General features: G+C 68.9%; 19 protein-coding genes, 1 tRNA gene and 3 pseudogenes. 8 read left to right on the top strand and 15 right to left on the bottom strand.

Annotation, left to right across the window (positions count from 1 at the left end; translation table 11 throughout):
- Window positions 1-268 precede the first annotated feature (268 nt).
- A pseudogene (locus tag SKC42_RS26820) lies at window positions 269-367 on the top strand (transposase); the annotation flags it as partial.
- 124 nt (window positions 368-491) lie between these two features.
- Here SKC42_RS26820 and SKC42_RS26825 read toward each other — a convergent pair.
- Together SKC42_RS26825 and SKC42_RS26830 are read right to left on the bottom strand one after the other, a co-directional pair.
- Entirely contained in the window at window positions 492-743 is a 252-nt protein-coding gene (locus tag SKC42_RS26825) for a helix-turn-helix domain-containing protein (protein WP_442932280.1), read from the bottom strand.
- A gap of 199 nt (window positions 744-942) precedes the next feature.
- Window positions 943-1,284 (bottom strand): hypothetical protein, encoded by a 342-nt coding sequence (locus tag SKC42_RS26830; RefSeq protein WP_330967269.1) that lies wholly within the window; start codon window positions 1,282-1,284, stop codon window positions 943-945.
- Between the two features lie 334 nt (window positions 1,285-1,618).
- Here SKC42_RS26830 and SKC42_RS26835 point away from each other — a divergent pair.
- Window positions 1,619-2,143 (top strand): annotated as a pseudogene (locus SKC42_RS26835) (alpha/beta fold hydrolase); the annotation flags it as partial.
- On the opposite strand, the gene SKC42_RS26840 reads toward SKC42_RS26835, so the two are convergent.
- The 3 genes from SKC42_RS26840 to SKC42_RS26850 form a co-directional block, all read right to left on the bottom strand.
- Complete coding sequence (locus SKC42_RS26840; protein WP_330967270.1) at window positions 2,107-2,487, bottom strand: DUF4189 domain-containing protein; 381 nt, start codon at window positions 2,485-2,487, stop codon at window positions 2,107-2,109. The pseudogene SKC42_RS26835 and the gene SKC42_RS26840 overlap by 37 nt on opposite strands.
- A 128-nt stretch (window positions 2,488-2,615) precedes the next feature.
- Complete coding sequence (locus SKC42_RS26845) at window positions 2,616-2,864, bottom strand: hypothetical protein (protein ID WP_330967271.1); 249 nt, start codon at window positions 2,862-2,864, stop codon at window positions 2,616-2,618.
- 118 nt (window positions 2,865-2,982) lie between these two features.
- Entirely contained in the window at window positions 2,983-3,666 is a 684-nt protein-coding gene (locus SKC42_RS26850) for a carboxymuconolactone decarboxylase family protein (RefSeq protein WP_330967272.1), read from the bottom strand.
- Between the two features lie 159 nt (window positions 3,667-3,825).
- On the opposite strand from SKC42_RS26850, the gene SKC42_RS26855 reads away from it, so the two are divergent.
- On the top strand, window positions 3,826-4,596 hold the full coding sequence (locus tag SKC42_RS26855; RefSeq protein ID WP_330967273.1) for an enoyl-CoA hydratase: 771 nt from the start codon (window positions 3,826-3,828) through the stop codon (window positions 4,594-4,596).
- On the opposite strand, the gene SKC42_RS26860 is transcribed toward SKC42_RS26855, so the two are convergent.
- The 7 genes and pseudogenes from SKC42_RS26860 to SKC42_RS26890 form a co-directional block, all read right to left on the bottom strand.
- Entirely contained in the window at window positions 4,593-5,477 is an 885-nt protein-coding gene (locus SKC42_RS26860; RefSeq protein ID WP_330967274.1) for a bile acid:sodium symporter family protein, read from the bottom strand. The two genes, SKC42_RS26855 and SKC42_RS26860, sit on opposite strands and share 4 nt — an antisense overlap.
- A gap of 278 nt (window positions 5,478-5,755) precedes the next feature.
- Window positions 5,756-6,568: an HpcH/HpaI aldolase/citrate lyase family protein gene (locus SKC42_RS26865; RefSeq protein ID WP_330967275.1), complete on the bottom strand. Its 813-nt coding sequence runs from the start codon at window positions 6,566-6,568 to the stop codon at window positions 5,756-5,758.
- Window positions 6,565-7,059: a MaoC family dehydratase gene (locus SKC42_RS26870; protein WP_330967276.1), complete on the bottom strand. Its 495-nt coding sequence runs from the start codon at window positions 7,057-7,059 to the stop codon at window positions 6,565-6,567. The genes SKC42_RS26865 and SKC42_RS26870 overlap by 4 nt, the downstream gene beginning before the upstream one ends.
- Window positions 7,056-8,222 carry an acyl-CoA dehydrogenase family protein gene (locus SKC42_RS26875; protein ID WP_330967277.1) on the bottom strand — a complete coding sequence of 389 codons (1,167 nt, stop codon included), beginning with the start codon at window positions 8,220-8,222 and terminating at the stop codon, window positions 7,056-7,058. The genes SKC42_RS26870 and SKC42_RS26875 overlap by 4 nt, the downstream gene beginning before the upstream one ends.
- Window positions 8,219-10,189, bottom strand: coding sequence for an acetyl/propionyl/methylcrotonyl-CoA carboxylase subunit alpha (locus SKC42_RS26880; protein WP_330967278.1), 1,971 nt, complete (start codon window positions 10,187-10,189; stop codon window positions 8,219-8,221). Before SKC42_RS26880 ends, SKC42_RS26875 begins: the two co-directional genes overlap by 4 nt.
- A gap of 5 nt (window positions 10,190-10,194) precedes the next feature.
- Complete coding sequence (locus tag SKC42_RS26885; RefSeq protein WP_330967286.1) at window positions 10,195-11,766, bottom strand: carboxyl transferase domain-containing protein; 1,572 nt, start codon at window positions 11,764-11,766, stop codon at window positions 10,195-10,197.
- An 89-nt stretch (window positions 11,767-11,855) separates the two neighbouring features.
- Window positions 11,856-12,161, bottom strand: a pseudogene (locus SKC42_RS26890) (CoA-transferase); the annotation flags it as partial.
- 142 nt (window positions 12,162-12,303) lie between these two features.
- Here SKC42_RS26890 and SKC42_RS26895 point away from each other — a divergent pair.
- Both SKC42_RS26895 and SKC42_RS26900 read left to right on the top strand, forming a co-directional pair.
- Window positions 12,304-12,960, top strand: a complete 657-nt coding sequence (locus SKC42_RS26895; RefSeq protein ID WP_330967279.1) for an SACE_7040 family transcriptional regulator — start codon at window positions 12,304-12,306, stop codon at window positions 12,958-12,960.
- A gap of 68 nt (window positions 12,961-13,028) precedes the next feature.
- A complete protein-coding gene (locus tag SKC42_RS26900; protein WP_330967280.1) occupies window positions 13,029-13,823 on the top strand; it encodes an MmpS family transport accessory protein in 795 nt (264 codons plus the stop codon).
- Between the two features lie 3 nt (window positions 13,824-13,826).
- Here the strand turns inward: SKC42_RS26900 and SKC42_RS26905 are convergent, their stop codons facing one another.
- Entirely contained in the window at window positions 13,827-15,152 is a 1,326-nt protein-coding gene (locus SKC42_RS26905) for an MFS transporter (RefSeq protein WP_330967281.1), read from the bottom strand.
- 227 nt (window positions 15,153-15,379) lie between these two features.
- Between SKC42_RS26905 and cmrA the strand changes: the two genes are divergently transcribed.
- Window positions 15,380-16,186: a mycolate reductase gene (gene cmrA, locus SKC42_RS26910; RefSeq protein ID WP_330967282.1), complete on the top strand. Its 807-nt coding sequence runs from the start codon at window positions 15,380-15,382 to the stop codon at window positions 16,184-16,186.
- Between the two features lies 1 nt (window position 16,187).
- Here cmrA and SKC42_RS26915 read toward each other — a convergent pair whose 3' ends face one another.
- On the bottom strand, window positions 16,188-17,774 hold the full coding sequence (locus tag SKC42_RS26915; protein WP_330967283.1) for a helicase HerA-like domain-containing protein: 1,587 nt from the start codon (window positions 17,772-17,774) through the stop codon (window positions 16,188-16,190).
- A 109-nt stretch (window positions 17,775-17,883) separates the two neighbouring features.
- On the opposite strand from SKC42_RS26915, the gene orn reads away from it, so the two are divergent.
- Both orn and SKC42_RS26925 read left to right on the top strand, forming a co-directional pair.
- On the top strand, window positions 17,884-18,531 hold the full coding sequence (gene orn / locus SKC42_RS26920; RefSeq protein WP_330967284.1) for an oligoribonuclease: 648 nt from the start codon (window positions 17,884-17,886) through the stop codon (window positions 18,529-18,531).
- Window positions 18,532-18,581: 50 nt separating this feature from the next.
- A tRNA-His gene (locus SKC42_RS26925) sits at window positions 18,582-18,657 on the top strand.
- Window positions 18,658-19,032: 375 nt separating this feature from the next.
- Here SKC42_RS26925 and SKC42_RS26930 read toward each other — a convergent pair.
- On the bottom strand, window positions 19,033-19,366 hold a 334-nt coding region (locus tag SKC42_RS26930), incomplete at its 5' end, for a transposase (protein WP_330967285.1).

The raw sequence follows: 19,366 nt of genomic DNA on the forward strand, positions 1-19,366 counted from the left end.
AGCCGTCACACCACCCGCTACCCTCAGCCGAGCAGGGCCCCAACACGAGGAATTACGTGACGGCAGCCCCTGGGGAATTACGTGACCGTCGGCACAGCCCATGCTTCATCTTCTTCGCCCTCAGCGCCGACTGAGCATCGAACCCGCGTAATCAGTTTGGAAGACCGGTACTCGATGCCCAGAAATTCAGCACGCTCGCATCTTGGGGGCGCTGGCCAGAATCTGGACAGCTCAGATCCTGTCACACCCGACTCGGTAGAGCTGGTTCATCTGCAGCACCAACGCCGTGGCGTCAATCAACGCCCGCTACCGGCGCGCTATCTGCGCCCGCGGGCATTTCCCGACCGAACAAGCTGCTCTGAAGTGCCCATCGTCGATGTAGTCAACGCTGACGTTGTCTCCCGGTTCTCGCGCCAGGCGGCCTGCGCGGTGATCGTTGATGTAGACATCTCCATTAGTGATTTCGCGCAGATCGCGTCCGCCTGGATTCGTCATTCACTCATAACGCTTACATCTAGGCGAAGGCCCAACACCTCAGCGATCTCGAAGACTGATCCGATCCTGGTTGAGCCGTTACTTTTCTCAAGTGCCTGGACACTGGAACGCGACACGCCAGCCAGGTCGGCAAGAGTTTGTTGAGTGAGCCGCAGCGCCATACGCCGATCAACGATCGTCTCCCCTATGCGTGCTAAATCAGGCATAGGGCTATCGCGACGGCGTTTACTCCTCCTTGGGGCGGCCATGCGCCTCCTTATGCTTGGAAAGCCATGCACTAGCAAGGATGGCGCTTCAACAGTGCGGAGGTCACGGCCTTATGCTCGGTTATTCGCGCTTAAGTGCTTGCGAGTCGAGGCAGCGCTTCGACGACGGTCCAGCTTCTGGACATCGCAACGCGTCACAACCGAGCTGAACTTACTTCGGGTAGCCCGGATCACAGCCGAATTAGGGCGGGGGCGGAGGCTGGTCGGCCGGGATCGCCCCGCCGCAGCCGCCGGGCGGGGGCGGACCAGGCAGAGGCTCGTCGCCGCCGACGCAGTCGTAGTAGAACTGCGGGCCGACGATGTAGGTCTTCATCCACTGGTGCCAGAACGACCCGTCGGGGTACTTCTCGCCGTCACACACCGCCAACTGACCCCAGCCCCACCGGCCGCCCGGGCAGTAGCCCTTCGTCATGTCCGGCTGATGAGGGTCAGGCGGGTCAGCGACGGCAAACGCAGAAGGAAAGACCAATGCCGCAATACATCCCAATATCGCGGCGCCAAGGCGAGGACCCTTGAACCTCATCTCGACTCCCTTTAACCGGTGCATCAATGCAGCCAATTTCGAGCGCTGTCGGGACGCCGCCACAAGGCGCTATTCATCGACGATGTCCGCGAGTAGACCGTAATCCAAGTGCGTTCAATTGAACTGTAAATTGGTCGAACACGTTGGGGCACAACGCAGGAAAGACAGGCGAACGAACGGGCTGGCGGCGGTTGCTAAACGCCGGTCCGCCCCTTCGGGTCACCCCGGGGACGCATTTGCTTTCGGCCGACGCACGGCTTCCTGCCCCCCATCGGGCCCGGGAACGCCGGCCTTACCCGATTAGGCCGCCCCCAACGCTTCTGATAACGCTTCGGAGCTGGTGCGTAGCTGGGTCATTGACATCGTCGGGGTGTTCGATGCCGAGTACGCCTGGCACGTACTCGCCCAGGTCTGGCAGACGCCGGATCCGGGCGAGCAGCTGGTGGACGCCATGATGGGCGGGACGGTCGAGGACCGCGCGGCCCCAGCTCGCCGGATTCGGCATCCCGATGGAGATCGCGACCGCGATCGCCGCGGCCCAAATCCCGGAGCTGGGCCGCGCGATCCTGTCGCTTTACCGTTCGGCGCGCCAGCCTGCCATGGCCGAGGCCGGCCGCGACCTGGAGAACGCCGGGGCCTGTCGCTACTGGCCACCGAGAACACCTACGTCGGCTCCTATGATCTCCGCCGCCGGGCGGCGCACCCGGCCGGCGCCCGCACCGAGGTGTTGGAGGGACCAGGACACTGGTGGATGGTCGAGGACCCCGCCCAGGGCGCCGCGGCGCTCACCGCCTTCTTGGACACACTCGGGCAGGCGCCGATTCACGAGTTCCCGGGATCGCCCAGACAGTGGGTGTGATCCTTCTGGACCGTCCCGCCACGGGAATTCGCCTGCGCCGCGGCCTCAGCGTCCTCGCGCGTCGGGCCCCAGCCGCCGAAGTATCGGGTGTTCGCGGGCGGCACGGCGATGGCCACGCAACCGCCCTGCCCGCTGGCCAACAGGCGGCAATCGCTGACCGTCTTGCGGCATTCCTTCATTACCGTCTGCTGGGCGTCGTTCTGGCTCGTTCCCGAGAACGTGTACTTGAGCTGCCCGGTCGAGTCCGAAATCGCCAGCGCAATCCACGGGTCATCGGCGTGCGCGATCGGCGCCGCGGCGAATGCCGCACCCACGGCGATCGCGACCGCTGCTCGTCTCTTCATGGGCTACCCCGACCCTCCCTCCTGCGCTGCTCCGTTGTGGGCAGGTTACCGCGAAGGAACACATTGTCGCCCGTCGCCGCCCCGCGCGCGACACAGCAAACAAAGTGCGACCCGACGCGGCCCGCACGCTAGGCGGCCGGCGCGTGGTGCCACACCACGTGATGCCCGCCCGCTACGGGGCTGCACCACATGGTGTGCCCGCTGGCGTCCCGCGTGGTCGCGTTGCGCACCGAGCACGGCCCACCCGCCGAGGGCGCGGTGGCCTGCGCAACGCCGATCCCGAGAAGGACGAGGACGGCGGTGGGGACGAGGACCAGCGCCAACCTCAGGTAGCCGAGCTTTCTGTGGGTCCTCTTGCTCGCTGCCGCGGCGGTCATGGGGGCGCTCCTCGTGTCGACGTCGGTGGACTGACTCGAGCATCGGCAGAGCCGCTTAGCGGATTCTCAACAGATTCTTGGGGTGCCGCCGGGCAAACCCGAAGGACGCGGCCGTCGGTCAGCCCTTGAACGCGTTGGCGCCCATCACCAGCGCCGCGGTGCCGCCGAACAGGTAGCCGACCTCGACCGCCTCGGTGATCTCGGCCTCCGACGCGCCGGCGCCGCGGGCATTGTCGGCGAGCCCCTTGACGCCGTCCGGGTGGGCGGCGATCGCGTCGGTGACCATCCCGATGAGCAGCTTGTACTTGGACGGAATGGCCCCGTCGCCCAGGATGCGCTGGCGCATCGGCAGGTAGGACTCGACGAATTGCGGATCACGCTGCTCGATCGCCCCGAGCCACGCCGGCCGGGGCGGGCCGTCCTGGACGGGGCCGCCGCAACCCGCCAAGGCGGCCGCACCGACGTCGGCGCACGGGTCGGCGGTGCCCGGCGTGGCGCTCCCGACGGTCGCGACGATGGCGACCAGCAACACGCAGCAGGCGGCCGCCGCGGCCCGCACCCCGCCGATGCGGGCGGCCCGTCGCCCCCGGGGAGCGCGCGGGCGCCCGAGCGCGTGCCTGACGCGCAGCGCGTCGGCGATCTCGGCGTCCGAGGCGCCCGCGGCGCGCGCGTCGGCGGCGAACGCTCCGACACCGTCCCCCGACGCGGCGGCCATCGCCATCAGCAGCTTGTACTTGGCCGGGATGACGTCACCTTCCCGGATCGGGAGGTCTCGATCGGCCGAGCGGAATGGTCTCGTCATGCGCGAACCCTACGTCCTGAATTCCCCACGGCGCAAGGCGAAAACCGTTGCGCCACTTAGCCAAATCACAAGATGGACGCTGGCGTCCAAGCCGGTGACACCGGCACGTAGCGTTAGGCGGGTCCCACCCGGAGCACGCAGCTAACCCGGAGGTGCCCGATGGCCGAAACCGACCCCGTCCTGTATGCGGTTAAAAACCGCGTCGCGCTCATTACCGTCAACGACCCCGATCGGCGCAACGCGGTGACGGCGGAGATCTCGGCCCGGCTGCGCGCCGCCGTCGAGCGGGCCGAGGACGACACGGGCGTACACGCCGTGGTGGTCACGGGGGCGGGCAAGGCATTCTGCGCCGGCGCCGATCTGGCCGCCCTCGGCGCCGCGGGCGCCGGGGCCGCCGAGACCGGGCTGCAGCAGCTCTACGACGGATTCATGGCCGTGGGCGGCTGCCGGCTGCCCACCATCGCCGCGGTCAACGGCGCGGCCGTCGGTGCGGGGCTCAACCTCGCATTGGCCGCGGATGTGCGCATCGCCGGCCGGGCCGCGCTGTTCGACGCCCGCTTCCAGAAGCTGGGGCTGCATCCCGGCGGGGGCGCCACCTGGATGCTGCAGCGGGCGGTGGGCCCGCTGGTTGCCCGCGCCGCCCTGCTGTTCGGGATGCGTTTCGACGCCGAGGCCGCCGTCCGGCATGGCCTGGCGCTCAGCGTCGCCGACGACCCCGTCGCCGCGGCGCTGGAACTGGCCGCCGGTCCCGCGGCGGCCCCGCGCGCGGTGGTCCTGGCCACCAAGGCCACCATGCGCGCCACCGCGGCCCCTGGGTCGCTGGACAACCAACAGCATGAGCACGCCATGCGCACCGAGCTGGGCCCGCAGGCCCACTCGATCCAGTCCCCCGAATTCGTCAGCCGACTGGCCGCGGCGCGACGTCGCTAAGCGGCGGCCTCGTTGCGGGCGACGGCGCGATACGCGGGGTCCAGGCGCCGGGCAGCGAAGACGAACGTCAGGGCAATCAGGGGCGCCACGGCGCCGTAAACGGCGGCCGGCGTCGCCATCTCGACGCTGTTCAGCAGCTGGGGGCTCAGCGCCACGCCCATGGCCACCACGGCGTTGTGCATCCCGATCTCCAGGCTGACGGCGACGGACTGGCGCGGCGCCAGACGCATCCAGCGGGGCACCAGGTAGCCGACGCTCAGGCTCGCGGCGCAGAACGCCGCGACGGCCCCGACGAGGACGCCGAAGTTGTTCCACACCGTCGTCTTTCCGCCGGCGATCGCCGCCAGGATCGCGAGCACCAGGAGCGCCACCGCGGCTATTCGCACCGGCTTCTGCAGCCGCCTGGCCAGCTCGGGGAACCTGTGGCGCAGAGCCACCCCGACCGCCGTGGGCACCAGCACGAGCCCGAAGATCGCCAGGAACTTGTCGAGCTGCAGCGGAAGGAACCGTCCCTCGCCGAGGAACCAGGTCAGCGATACCGCCAGGATCGCGGGCAGGGCGAAGATGGAGAGCACGGCGTTGATCGCGGTCAGCGTGAGGTTCAGGGCCAGGTCCCCGTTGAACAGATGGCTCAGGACGTTGGCCATCGTCCCGCCCGGCGTGGCGGCCATCAGCATCAGCCCGACCGCCAGCGTCGGCGGAAGGTGGGAGGCCTCGGCGATCAGCAGGCACAAGATCGGCAGGATCAAGACCTGGCAGACCAGCGCGACTAGCAGGGGCCGTCGCAGCGTGGCGGCCCGCTTGAAGTCGTCGACGGTAAGCGTCAACCCGAGTGCGAGCATGATGACCGCAACGACCAGCGGGAAGTACCGGTTGTCCATGACGCTCCGAGATGTTGTGCGCGGACGGCCTCACTACCGCGGATAGTTAGCGCGTCTTACAGATAAGCAAGGTACTGGAAGACCGCCGGCGCGCAACGCAAGCCACGTCACGCGGCCCCGGGCCCGGCTTCGAGGCGGGAAATCACGATGAGCGAATCACGTCGGCCGGCGTCGGCGAGGCGTCGGCCCGCAACCCCTTCGCGACACGTAAACCACGCACACGACACGCCGGGAAACGTCGCAGCCAGTTACGTCTCGCGCCCGCCAAGGCGCGCCCGTCAGCCCCGCCCGGCCCGGCGCACCAGCATCTCGGCGTGCTTGAGCACCGGCGAGTCGACCATCTGGCCTTCGAAGGCGAACACGCCCCGCTCGGCCTTGGCCGCGTCGAGCACGCGCCGCGCCCACGCCAGCTTCTCGTCGCTCGGCCGGTAGGCGTCGCGCACCACCGCGACCTGCGTCGGGTGGATGCAGACGGTGCCGTCGAACCCGACGGCCACGGCATCGTCGGCCTCGGCCCGCAGGCCGTCGAGATCGCGGATGTCCAGGTGCACGGCGTCGAGCGCGAGGCGGCCGAGCGCGGACGCCGCCAGCAGGACCGTCGACCGCACGTGGCGGGCGACGTCGCGGTAGGTGCCGTCGGCCCGCCGGCTGGAACTGCCGCCGAGCGTGGCCACCAGGTCCTCGGCACCCCACATCATCGCGACGGTTCCGTCGGCGGCGGCGATTTCGGTGGCGAACACAGCGCCCCGCGGCGTTTCGACCAGGGCGACGACGTCGCGCGGCGCAAGCGCCCGGACCTGCTGCGCCGACTCGGTCTTCGACAGCATCACCGTCGTGTACGACGTGTCGGCCAGCGCCTCCACGTCGCGCGCCTGCTCACCGCTGTCGGTGGCGTTGATCCGCACGACCGTGCGCTCCGGGTCCAGCGGCGTCTGCCGCAGCGCGTCGCGCGCGGCGGCCTTGTCCGCCGGCGCCACACCGTCTTCGAGGTCGAGGATCACCACATCGGCGGTGGCCGCGGCCTTGGCGAAACGTTCCGGGCGGTCGGCCGGGCAGAACAGCCATGCCGGGCCGGCGCCGCGCAGGTTCATCGGGGCTCCTCGCCGGCGGGTCGCTTCTGCACCAGGGTGGTGCGCACCGCGCGCGCGATGACGTCGCCGTGCTGGTTGCGCCCGATGTGCTCGAGGGTGACGACGCCCTCCCCCGGCCGGCTCTTCGACTCGCGTTTGCCGGTGCACACGGTTTCGGCGTAGAGGGTGTCGCCGTGGAAGACCGGCTTGGGGAACGACACCTCGGAGAAGCCGAGGTTGGCGACGATCGTGCCGAGCGTCAGCTGCGACACCGACAGGCCGACCAGCGTGGAGAGGGTGAACATCGAGTTCACCAGCCGCTCGCCTCGAAAACCGGGCTGCTCGGCGGCCCACGCCGCATCCAGGTGCAGCGACTGGGTGTTCATCGTCAGCGTGGTGAACAACACGTTATCGGCTTCGGTGACCGTGCGGCCCGGCCTGTGCAGGTACTTCGTCCCGATCTCGAACTCCTCGAACCACAAGCCGCGCTGAACAATTGAATTGTCGTTCATCGCAGCCCCAGCGACCGCGCGATGAGCATCAACTGCACCTCGGTGGTTCCCTCACCGATCTCGAGGATCTTGCTGTCGCGGTAGTGGCGCGCCACCGGGTATTCGTTCATGAAGCCGTATCCGCCGTGGATTTGGGTGGCGTCACGGGCGTTGTCCATCGCCGCCTCCGACGAGATCATCTTCGCGATCGCCGCCTCTTTCTTGAATGGCTTGCCCGCCAACATCTTCGCGGCGGCGTCGTAGTACGCAGTGCGGGCCACGTGGGCCCGGGCCTCCATGCGGGCGATCTTGAAGCTGATCGCCTGATACGAGCCGATGGGCTGGCCGAACGATTGGCGTTCCTTGGCGTACTTAACGCTTTCGTCGACGCAGCCCTGCGCGACGCCGGTGGCCAGCGCGGCGATCGCAATGCGGCCCTCGTCGAGAATGGACAGGAAGTTGGCGTAGCCCGTCCCCCGCGCCCCCAGCAGGTTCTCCTGCGGCACGCGAGCGTCGTCGAAGCTCAACGGGTGGGTGTCCGACGCATTCCAGCCCACCTTGTTGTAGACCGGCTCGACCGTGAATCCCGCTGTGCCGTTGGGCACGATGATCGTCGAGATCTCCTTCTTGTCGTCGGCCAGGCTTCCGGTGACCGCTGTGACGGTGACCAACGAGGTGATGTCGGTGCCCGAGTTGGTGATGAACTGCTTGCTCCCGTTGATCACCCACTCACCGCCGTCGAGCCGGGCAGTGGTGCGGGTGGCGCCCGCGTCGGAACCGGCGCCCGGCTCCGTGAGCCCGAAGCCGGCCAGCGCGCGGCCGGCCGTCAGGTCCGGAAGCCACTTCTGCTTCTGCTCGTCGGTGCCGAAGCGGTAGATCGGCATCGCGCCGAGGCCGACGCCGGCCTCCAACGTGATGGCCACCGATTGGTCGACCTTGCCGAGTTCCTCGAGCGCCAGCGACAGCGCGAAGTAGTCGCCGCCCATGCCGCCGTACTCCTCGGGGAACGGCAGGCCGAACAGACCCATCTCGCCCATCTTGGCGACGACCTCGTACGGGAAGCTGTGTTCCTCATCGTGTTTGGCGGACACGGGCGCGACCACGGTGCGCGCGAACTCGGCGACCGTGTCGCGGAGATCCGCGTACTCCTTGGGCAGGGTGCCCGCAGTGATTGTTGTGGTCATGATTGATCCTTGACTCGAGCCAACACCTGGTCGACTTTGACTTGGTCCCCGACGGACACCAGAACCTCAAGCTGCCCGGCAGACGGCGCGGCCAGCGAGTGTTCCATCTTCATCGCCTCGACGACCACCACTACGTCGCCCTCGGCGACCTCGCCGCCGTCGGCGACCTGGACGGCGATGACGCTGCCGGGCATCGGGCTGACGATCTCCGCCTGTCGCTCGCCCGAGGCGCGATGAATCTTGTGTTCCTCGGCCTCGCGCAGGTGCCACGTGCCCCGCTCGTCGGCGATCCACAGATGCCGGTCGGCCTCGGCGCAATGGTATTCGCGGCGCAGCCCGTCCAGCGTCACGCTCATCTGACCCGCGGCCACTCCCGCGCTGGCGCAGCGGGTTTCACCGTCGCCGAGCCGCACCCGCGCGGCCTCGGGCGGCCCCCACACCGACACCGTCTCGGTCCGCTGCGGGGTGTTCATCTCGGTGCGCACCGGTGCCGCGACGCCGCCGACCCGCCACCCGGATGGCGCGGACCAGGGGTCACCGTGCGCCCGCGACGCCAGGGCCCATTGCCGGTAGAGGCCGCCGGCGGCGAGCACGTCGTCGGGTGCCGCCAGGGGCGCGAAGTCCGCCAGCCGCTCGTCGAGCAGCGCCGTGTCCAGGTCGCCGGCGCGCACCCGCTCGTCGGCCAGCAGGAAGCGCAGGAACTCGATGTTGGTCTGCACACCGAGGACCGCGGTCCGGGACAGCGCCCCATCGAGTTTGGCGAGTGCCTCGGCGCGGTCGACACCGTGCGCGATGACCTTGCTAAGCATCGGGTCGTAGTCGCTGCCGACGACCGTGCCGGCCAGCAGCGACGAATCGACCCGGACGCCATCCCCGCTCGGCTCGACCACGCGCAGCACCCGGCCCCCGGTGGGCAGGAAACCGCGCGCCGGGTCTTCGGCGTACACTCGCGCCTCGATGGCATGCCCCCGCAATTCGATGTCGTCCTGGGCGAACGCCAGCTTCTCGCCGGCGGCCACCCTCAGCTGCCACTCGACCAGGTCGAGCCCGGTCACGGCTTCGGTGACCGGATGTTCCACCTGCAGACGGGTGTTCATCTCCATGAAGAAGAACTCGTCGGGGTGGTCGGCGGAGACGATGAACTCCACCGTGCCCGCGCCGACGTAGTCGACGCTGCGGGCGGTGTTGCAGGCCGCCGCCCCGATTCGCGCGCGGGTCTGCGGATCGAGCAGCGGCGAGGGCGCCTCCTCGATGACCTTCTGGTGGCGGCGCTGAAGGCTGCACTCGCGCTCGCCGAGGTGCACCACGTTGCCGTGGGTGTCGGCGAGTACCTGAACCTCGATGTGCCTGGGCCGCAGCACGAATCGCTCCAGGAACAGGGTGTCGTCGCCGAAGGCCGACGCGGCCTCGCGGCGGGCGCTGACCAGCGCCTCGCGCAGCCGGGACGGGTCTTTCACCAGCCGCATGCCCTTGCCGCCACCGCCCGCCGACGGCTTGATCAGCACGGGGTAGCCGACCTCGCCGGCCGCGGCCACCAGGTCGTCGTCGCTCAGCCCCGGTTTGGCCACACCGGGCACCACCGGCACGTCGAAGGCGGCGACGGCGGTCTTGGCGGTGATCTTGTCGCCCATGACCTCGATCGCCCGCGCCGGCGGGCCGAGGAAGACCACCCCGGCGCGTTCACAGGCGGCCGCGAACGCCGCATTCTCCGAGAGGAACCCGTAACCCGGGTGGATCGCCTGGGCTCCGGTGCGGGCGGCCGCATCGAGCACCTTGTCGATCGCGAGGTAGCTCTCGCGCGCGGCGGCGGGCCCCAGCCGGACGGCCTCGTCGGCCTCGAGCATGTGCCGCGCGCCGGCGTCGGAATCGCTGTAGACCGCGACCGACCGGATGGTCATCCGGCGCAGGGTGCGGATGACGCGCACCGCGATCTCGCCGCGGTTGGCCACTAATACGGTGTCGAACATCAGCCTCACATCCGGAAGACGCCGTAGGAGACCGGCTCCAGCGGCGCTTGCGCGCACACCGAAAGAGCCAGGCCGACAACAGTTCTGGTATCGGCGGGGTCGATGATGCCGTCGTCCCACAGGCGGGCGGTCGAGTAGTACGGGTTGCCCTGCTCCTCGTACTGCGCACGGATGGGCGCCTTGAACGCCTCCTCGTCATCGGCCGACCACGGCTTGCCCGCCGCGCCGAGCTGCTCGCCGCGCACGGTCGCCAGCACCGACGCGGCCTGCTCGCCGCCCATGACCGAGATCCGCGCGTTCGGCCACATCCACAGGAAGCGGGGCGAATACGCCCGCCCGCACATCGAGTAGTTGCCCGCGCCATAGGATCCGCCGATCACGACGGTGAGCTTGGGCACCCGGGCGCACGCGACGGCGGTCACCATCTTGGCGCCGTGCTTGGCGATGCCGCCGGCCTCGTAGTCGCGGCCCACCATGAAGCCGGCGATGTTCTGCAGGAACAGCAGCGGGATCCGGCGCTTATCGCATAGCTCGATGAAATGCGCTCCCTTCAGCGCGGATTCGCTGAAGAGCACGCCGTTGTTGGCGACGATACCGACCGGGTGGCCGTGGATGTGCGCGAACGCGGTCACCAGGGTCTTGCCGTAGTTTGCCTTGAATTCGCTGAATTCGCCGCCGTCGACCAACCGCACGATCACCTCGTGCACGTCGTAGGGCACCCGCGGGTCGGGCGGCACGACATCGTAGAGTTCGTCTTGGGAATGCTTGGGCTGCAACGCCGCCCGCACCTCCCACGGCGCCCGCTCCCGCGGCGCGAGCGTGGCCGCGATGGAGCGGACGATGCGCAGCGCGTGCTCGTCGTCATCGGCGAGGTGGTCGGTGACGCCGGAAATCCGCGAGTGCAGGTCACCCCCGCCCAGTTCCTCGGCCGAGACGACCTCGCCGGTGGCCGCCTTGACCAGCGGCGGACCGCCCAGAAAGATCGTGCCCTGCTCACGGACGATGACGGCCTCGTCGCTCATTGCCGGCACGTACGCACCGCCCGCCGTGCAAGATCCCAGCACCGCCGCCACTTGGGGAATTCCCTTGGCGCTCATGGTGGCCTGGTTGTAGAAGATCCGCCCGAAGTGCTCGCGGTCGGGAAACACCTCGTCCTGCCGCGGCAGGAAGGCGCCGCCGGAGTCGACGAGGTAGATGCACGGCAGCCGGTTCTGCAACGCGATCTCCTGGGCGCGCAGATGCTTCTTGACCGTCATCGGGTAGTAGGTGCCGCCTTTGACCGTCGCGTCGTTGGCGACGATCACGCACTCGCGGTCCGACACCCTGCCGATCCCGGTGATGATCCCGGCTCCGGGTGACTCGTCGCCGTACATGCCGTCGGCGGCCAGTGGGGACAGCTCCAGGAAGGCGCTGCCGGGGTCGAGCAGGCGGTCGACCCGTTCGCGCGGCAGCAGCTTGCCGCGGCTCACGTGACGTTCCCGCGCGCGTTCGTTGCCCCCCAGTGCCGCCGCGGCGAGCTTGGCGTTCAGCTCGTCCACCAGCCGGCGGTGCTCGTCGGCGAACAATGGCGCCGTCATCACAGATGAGCTCACGCATGCCTCCCGTCGGTGGCCACCACCAGGGGCGGCTCGGTTTTCGCCTGCACCTCGTCCGCGCCGACGCCCGGGGTGCCCCGCGGGATAAGTTCCGCCTCGAGTTCGCCGGCCGGGAACTGGCGGGCGAATTCTTTGTTGTCGCCGACAAAGGAGGCGACGGCCCGGCGGATCCGCTTGTGCCGCAACAGCTGGACCAGCCCGACGCCGCTTCCGCCGCAGTCGTTGGAGACGGTCTCCAGGTCGCCGACGCCCGTGGCGACCAGCGCCGCGATCAACGCCTCGGGGACGCCGCAGAAGCCGAATCCCCCCACCGCCAAGGACGAACCGTCGGCGATGTCGGCGACCGCCTCGGCGGCCGTCGCCACGACCATGTCCATCGCCGCAGCAGCCTCCTTGCCGTCGGGGCGGTCTAGAATTCAGTTAATGTTGATTAACTCGTGCGACAATACCACCGTCCGCGCGGCCGCGTCCACACCGCCGCAGGCGGTCGGACGGTGTTAAGTTAGTGACGATTAACCGATGACGACACCCGCCCCCCAGAGCCGGCCCGCTCCCGCAGACGCCCCCAACCGGCGGAGCCGGCTGAAGTCCGACCGGCGCCTGCAACTACTGTCCGCCGCCGAGCGGCTGTTCGCCGAGCGCGGCTTCCTGGCCGTGCGACTCGAAGACATCGGCGCGGCCGCCGGGGTCAGCGGACCGGCCATCTACCGCCACTTCCCCAACAAGGAGTCGCTGCTGGTGGAATTGCTGGTCGGCATCAGCACCCGGCTGCTCGCGGGCGCCCGCCAGGTGCGCGATAGCAACGCCGACGCCGCCGCGGCGCTGGACGGCCTCATCGACTTCCACCTCGACTTCGCGCTCGGTGAGCCCGACCTCATCCGCATCCAGGACCGCGACCTGGCGTACCTGCCCGAGGCGGCCGAGAAGCAGGTGCGCAAAGCGCAGCGCCAATACGTCGAGGTCTGGGTGAATGCGCTGCGCGATCTCAACCCCGACCTGGCCGAGGCCGACGCCCGGCTCTCGGCGCACGCGGTGTTCGGACTGCTGAACTCCACCCCGCACAGCCTCAAGTCCCCCGACCAGGCGCGCAGCAAACCCGCTCGGGCGGCGCGTTCACGCGCCGTCATGCGCGCCATGACCGTCGCCGCGTTGAGCGCCGGGAACCGGTGCCCCTGAAAACCCGGGGCTCCGCGCGCCGCCGCTGAGGCGTGTCGCACGGGTACCCTGCAAACCATGAGGTGGACATGAACGATCCACGTCGACCCGAACGGTTAAGTCTCCCTCTCGCGGGGTCGGAGCCGAGCGGGCCGCAGGGTCCCTGGTACCCGCCGATCGCTGACCCGGCATACGCCGACCAAGCGCCCTACGCGCCTACCTACAGCTCGTACTACACCCCGCAGTGGACGCCCGGCGCCAACGACACCAAGCAATTGCCGGCGTACTGGCAGCAGCAGGACGCCCCTCCCCCGGGTGCGCCGACACCGGACGGTCCGGCCCCCGCGCCGCCGGGGGGCCCGAAGCCACCCCGCTGGCTGTGGATCGTCGCGGGCGTGGGCCTTTTCCTGGTGGTGGCCCTGGTCATCGCGCTGGTGCTGGCGAATGACGCCATCAAGAAGCAGACCGCCGTGCCGCCCCTGCCCCCCATGCCCGAGCCGACCTCCGAGTTCCCTGCGCCGCCGCCCTCGATCCGCACCACACCGCCGTCGCGCACCCACCTGCCGACGCCGACGCCCAGCGAATCGCCGACGCCCAGCCAATCCACCGTTCCCGGCGCCATGCAGGACGTCGTCTACACCGTCAACGGCGACGGCCGCGCCATCAGCATCATGTACATCGGGACCGGCGACGTCGTCCAGACCGAGTTCAACGTCGCGCTGCCGTGGAGCAAAGAGGTCAGCCTGTCCAAGTCGGCCATCCACCCGGCAAACGTCACAATCGTGAACTTCGGCCACAACGTCACCTGCTCGGTCACCATCGGCGGCGTTCAGGTGAGCCAGCGCGTGGGGGTCGGGCTGACGATCTGCGACGCCCGGGGGTAGCGCCTAGGACGGTCCGGCCACCGCGACCCGCCCCGGAACGCGGACCATCAACATCCCCAGCAGCCCGGCGATCAGCACCAGCGAGATCCCGCCGAGGCCGGCGCGCACGGCGCCGAAGGCGTCGACGAAGACGGAGAACAGCCACGGCGCGACGAAGGCGACGGCCCGCCCGGTCATGGTGTACAGGCCGAACGCGACCCCCTCCCTACCGTGCTTGGCCATCTGCAACAGCAGCGCCCGCGCCGACGACTGCGACGGCCCGATGAACAGCGCGAGCAACAGCCCGCACACCCAGAAGGCCGCCGAGCCGGACAGCGCCATCAGGGTGAGCCCCGCGGCGATGATCGCGATGAGCGACGCCACGATCACCGGTTTCGACCCGATCCGGTGGTCGACGAACCCGCCCAGCACCGCACCCACGGCGGCCACCACGCTCGCGACCACACCGAAGACCAGCACGTCGGCCTGTGAGATGCCGTACACATTGACACCCAGCACGGCACCGAACGCGAAGATCGCCGCCAGCCCGTCGCGGAAGAGCGCACTGGCGATGAGGAAGTAGACCAGGTTGCGGTCGCGGCGCCACTCCGCGGCGACCTCCGTCCATAGCTTGCGGTAGCCGCCCAGCAGGCTCGTCCGCTGATGCGGCTCGTCCGGCGTGGGCATCCGGTTCGCGACCAGCAGCAACGGCAGCGCCAGCACCGCGAACCACGCCGCCGCCAGCAGCATCGCCTCTCGCACGTAAAGCCCGTCCCGCGCGGGCACCCCGAGCAGCCCGCGGGCGGGACCGCTGCCGGAGATGAACCCCGTGTAGATCAGCAGCAGCAGGAAGACGCTGCCCAGGTAGCCCGCGGCCCAGCCCAGGCCGGAGATGCGGCCCGCCGTCTGTGGCGTCGAGAGTTCACGCAGCATCGCGTTGTAGGGGACGCTAGCCAGGTCGCCGCACGCCGCCGTGCCCGCGAGCAGCACCAGGCCGGCGGCGAGATAGCCGGGGCGGTCGTGGATGAAGAACATCCCGCAGGTCAGCGCGACACCGACGGCCGTGAGCACGCTCAGGACCACCCGCCTGCGGTGCGGGGACTCTACCCAGACGCCGACGAGAGGCGCCAGCAGCGCGACGGTCAGCCCCGCGATCGCCGCCGCGCGCCCGAGCCAACTGGCCGGTGAGGTGCCGCCGGACAGACCCGCCCCGACGCTGCTGGTCAGGTAGACGGAGAAGACAAACGTCGCAACGATGGCGTTCAGGCCCGTGGAGCCGCAGTCCCAGAGCGCCCACGCCACGATGCGAGACGGCACCGGCGTGACCGAACGTGATTGTGGCTGGCCCATGTTGGCACTGTATTTAATTGGCGGGCGACCCGCTTCGCCCGGCTTACGCCGCCCTCGCGATCACCCGCGAATTCGTCTGGCGGGCGACCCGCTTCGCCCGGCTTACGCCGCCCTCGCGATCACCCGCGAATTCGTCTGGCGGGCGACCCGCTTCGCCCGGCTTACGCCGCCCTCGCGATCACCCGCGCCCGCGCAGCCCACCACGCCCATCTGTCTACGATTGCCTCATGCCGATTCCCGCTCCTAGCCCGGACGCGCGCGCCGTCGTCACCGGAGCTTCGCAGAACATCGGCGAAGCGCTCGCCACCGAACTCGCCGCCCGGGGCCACAATCTGATCGTCACCGCGCGGCGCGAGGACCTGCTCAACGAGCTCGCCGCCCGGCTGTCCGACCAGTATCGGGTCGCCGTCGACGTGCGACCCACCGATCTGGCCGACCCGGGCGAACGGGCGAGGCTGTGCGACGAACTGGCCACCCGCCCGATCTCGATATTGTGCGCCAACGCCGGCACCGCAACGTTCGGCCCGGTTGCGGGCCTCGACCCGGCCGTCGAAAAGGCTCAGGTCCAGTTGAACGTGCTTGGGGTGCACGACCTTACGTTGGCGGTGCTGCCTGGCATGGTCAAGCGCGGGGCGGGCGGGATCCTGATTTCCGGCTCGGCGGCGGGGAATTCGCCGATTCCCTACAACGCCACCTATGCGGCCAGTAAGGCGTTCGTGAACACCTTCAGCGAATCGCTGCGCGGCGAGGTGCGCGGCTCCGGCGTACACGTCACGCTGCTGGCGCCGGGCCCGGTGCGCACCGAGCTGCCCGACGACACCGAAGCCTCTCTCGTGGAACGACTGGTGCCGGACTTCCTCTGGATCTCCACCGAGCACACCGCCAAGGTGTCACTGGATGCTCTGGCGCGCAACAAGATGCGCGTCGTCCCGGGCCTGACGTCGAAGGCCATGTCGGTGGCCAGCGGATACGCACCCCGGGCGATCGTCGCGCCCATCGTCGGCAGCTTCTACAAGAAGCTGGGCGGCGGGTAAGTCACTTCCGGCGGCGCCGGCCGGTGTTGAAGAGGTTCTTGGTGATCTCGCGGATCGCCGTGTTGATACCGCTCTTCACGGTCGGATTGTTCAGTACCTCTTCCCACACGGCGGGGCCTTGGGGCTCCGCCGGCTCCGGCATGGGCGGCACCGGGTCGTTCGGCGGCACGGGCGGGTAACCGGACTGAGCCTGCGGCGGCCGCTGCGGGCCGGGGCGCTCCTGCTTCCGCGGGCCGGCCTGGGGAGGGGCCGGTTGTTCGATCGTTCGGCCGTATTTCGCCTGCAGCGGACTGTCTTTTGCTGTCTGCGCGATCGTGTCGGTGCCGATCGAGGCCATCAGCGAGCGGGGCACCCGCATCCGGGTCCACGCGACCGGCGTCGGTGCCCCCTTCTCGGAGAGCACGGTGACGACGGCCTCCCCGATCCCCAGGGACGTGAGGGCCGACTCCAGGTCGTAGACATCGGTTTTCGGGTAGGTGCGGACCGTCTTACTCAGGGCCTGCTGGTCGTCGGGGGTAAATGCTCGCAGCGCGTGCTGAATCCGCGCGCCCAGCTGCGACAGCACGTTGTTGGGCACGTCGGTGGGCAGCTGGGTGCAGAAGAACACCCCCACACCCTTGGAGCGAATCAGCTTCACCGTCTGTTCGACCTGCTCGAGGAAGGCCTTTGACGCGTCGGCGAAAAGCAGGTGCGCCTCGTCGAAGAAGAACACCAGCTTGGGCGTGTCCACGTCACCGACCTCGGGCAACGTCTTGAAAAGGTCCGCCAGCAACCACATCAGGAAGGTCGAGAAGATCACCGGACGCAACGACTGGCCGCTGAACTCCAGCAGGGAGACGACTCCGCGGCCCTGGTCGTCGGAGCGCAGCAGATCCTGCGGATCGAGTTTCGGCTCACCGAAGAACGTGTCACCGCCCTCCCCGCCGAGGTTCACCAGCGCCCGCAGGATGACCCCGGCCGTCGTCGGCGACACCCCACCCAGCTCCTTGAGTTCGGCCTTGCCCTCGTCGCTCGCCAAATGGCTGATGACGCCGCGCAGGTCGTCCAGGGTGACCAGAGGCCGGTTCGCCGCACCGGCCCAGTGGAAGATCAAGCCCAATGTCGACTCTTGAGTCGCGTTGAGGCCCAGCACCTTTGACAGCAAGACCGGACCGAAGCTTTCGACCGTCGCCCGCACCGGCACGCCGACTCCCCCGGTGCCCAGGGACAAGAACTCCACGGGGAAGGCCGTCCCCACCCAGTCGTCACCCGTATCCCTCGCGCGGGCCGCGGTCTTGTCGTTGGCCTCCCCGGGCCGGGCCAGACCGGAGAGGTCGCCCTTGACGTCGGCCATCAGCACGGCCACGCCGGCCGCGCTGAGCTGTTCGGCGATCAACTGCAGTGTCTTGGTCTTCCCGGTTCCCGTCGCCCCGGCCACCAGGCCGTGCCGATTGATGGTGGCCAGCGGGATGCGAACCTGGGCGGTCGGATCCGCGATGCCGTCGACGACGACCGTGCCCAATTCCAGCGCCCGGCCGTCGACGGCGTAGCCGTTCGCGATCCGTTGCGCGGCTCCGTCAGGCCCACCGGCCGCCGATTCGGTGCTCATCCTGAAGCGCCCCTCCTCCCGGGGTGGTTCCCCCTGCGGTTCGGCACCGCTCACCCTACTTGCCGGGCGGAGCGGCGGACGGGCCTATGCGGGGCCTAATGTGAGCGCTGTGCGCGACGAACTGGTGTGGATCGACTGCGAGATGACGGGGCTCGACCTCGGGTCGGACAAGCTGATCGAAATCGCGGCGTTGGTCACCGACGCCGACTTGAACGTGCTCGGCGACGGAGTCGACGTGGTGATCCATGCCGACGAGGCCGCGCTGTCGTCGATGGTCGACGTGGTCGCCGAAATGCATACGCGCTCCGGTCTGACGGACGAGGTGCGGGCGTCGACGGTCGACCTGGCCACCGCCGAGGCAATGGTGATGGAGTACATCGGCAAGCACGTCAAGCAGCCCAAGACGGCGCCGCTCGCGGGCAACTCGATCGCCACCGACCGGGCGTTCATCGCCCGCGACATGCCGGCCCTGGACGCGTTCTTGCACTACCGCATGATCGACGTCAGCTCGATCAAAGAACTCTGCCGGCGCTGGTATCCGCGGATCTACTTCGGGCAGCCGGTCAAGGGGCTTTCCCACCGCGCTCTGGCCGACATCCACGAGTCCGTCCGCGAGCTGAAGTTCTACCGGCGCACCGCGTTCGTGCCCCCGCCCGGGCCCTCTACCAGCGAAATCGAGGCGGTCGTCGCCGACATCGGCGACGCCGGCGACCCCCCGGGAGTAATCGATTCGGCCGCCGAGCCACCGACCGGCTAGTATCGACGTCGCCGCTCGTCAGCCCTCCCGAAGGCGGGCCCGCGGCCATGGTGGCTGTAGTTCAGCTGGTAGAGCACCAGGTTGTGATCCTGGGTGTCGCGGGTTCGAGTCCCGTCAGCCACCCCACAGGTCAGAGGGGTTATCAGCCCCTCTGACCTTTTTAATTGAATCCGTGTCGTGCGTAGCGTGCGACATGCGCCATGGCGTCAACGGGAACCAAGCGAACTTCTTCAGCTACGTGCTAATGGGAAGAAACTACCCAAAATGGGCAAGACGATCCCGACCTGCAATGACAGGTCCGTAGCCGAGGTCGGCCCACGAAACTGACCTAGCCTCGATTTTTCGTCCAAGGTGGTGGGGGCCGAGCTTTGCGATGTGAAGCGTCGCGAGCTGGGTTCTGCGGTTCGGGGGCGTGCTGGGGTGGTCCTGTGTAGCCGGGTGGGGCGGGCTTTCCCAGGTCCAGTGGGTCTTTCGTGGTCGGTCGGTCAGATGGGTTGTCGGTTAGTCGAAGGCGGTGCGGATGGTCTGCCAGGCGGTCGCGATCGCTGAGGCCCACCGCCAGGTGGCGTCGATATGCAGCCGTAGCTGGCGGGCGCTGCGGGTGATGCGGGCGGCGACGTGCAGTACCCGGTAGCGGAATGTGGTGATCTCAGTGCGGGCCAGGCCGGAATGGTTGGTAAAGCCGATGAGCCGGGCCCAGGCCACGAGGTCGACGGCTGCCAGGACGATTCCTAGCCAGCCGGCGTTGGCCGAGAAGGAATGGCATGGCAGGTTACGCAGCCCGGTGGCTTTGAGTTCGCGGATGCGGTCCTCGACTCTGGCGTGTTGGCGGTGC

The organism is Mycobacterium sp. 050134, assembly GCF_036409085.1.
GTDB lineage: Bacteria > Actinomycetota > Actinomycetes > Mycobacteriales > Mycobacteriaceae > Mycobacterium.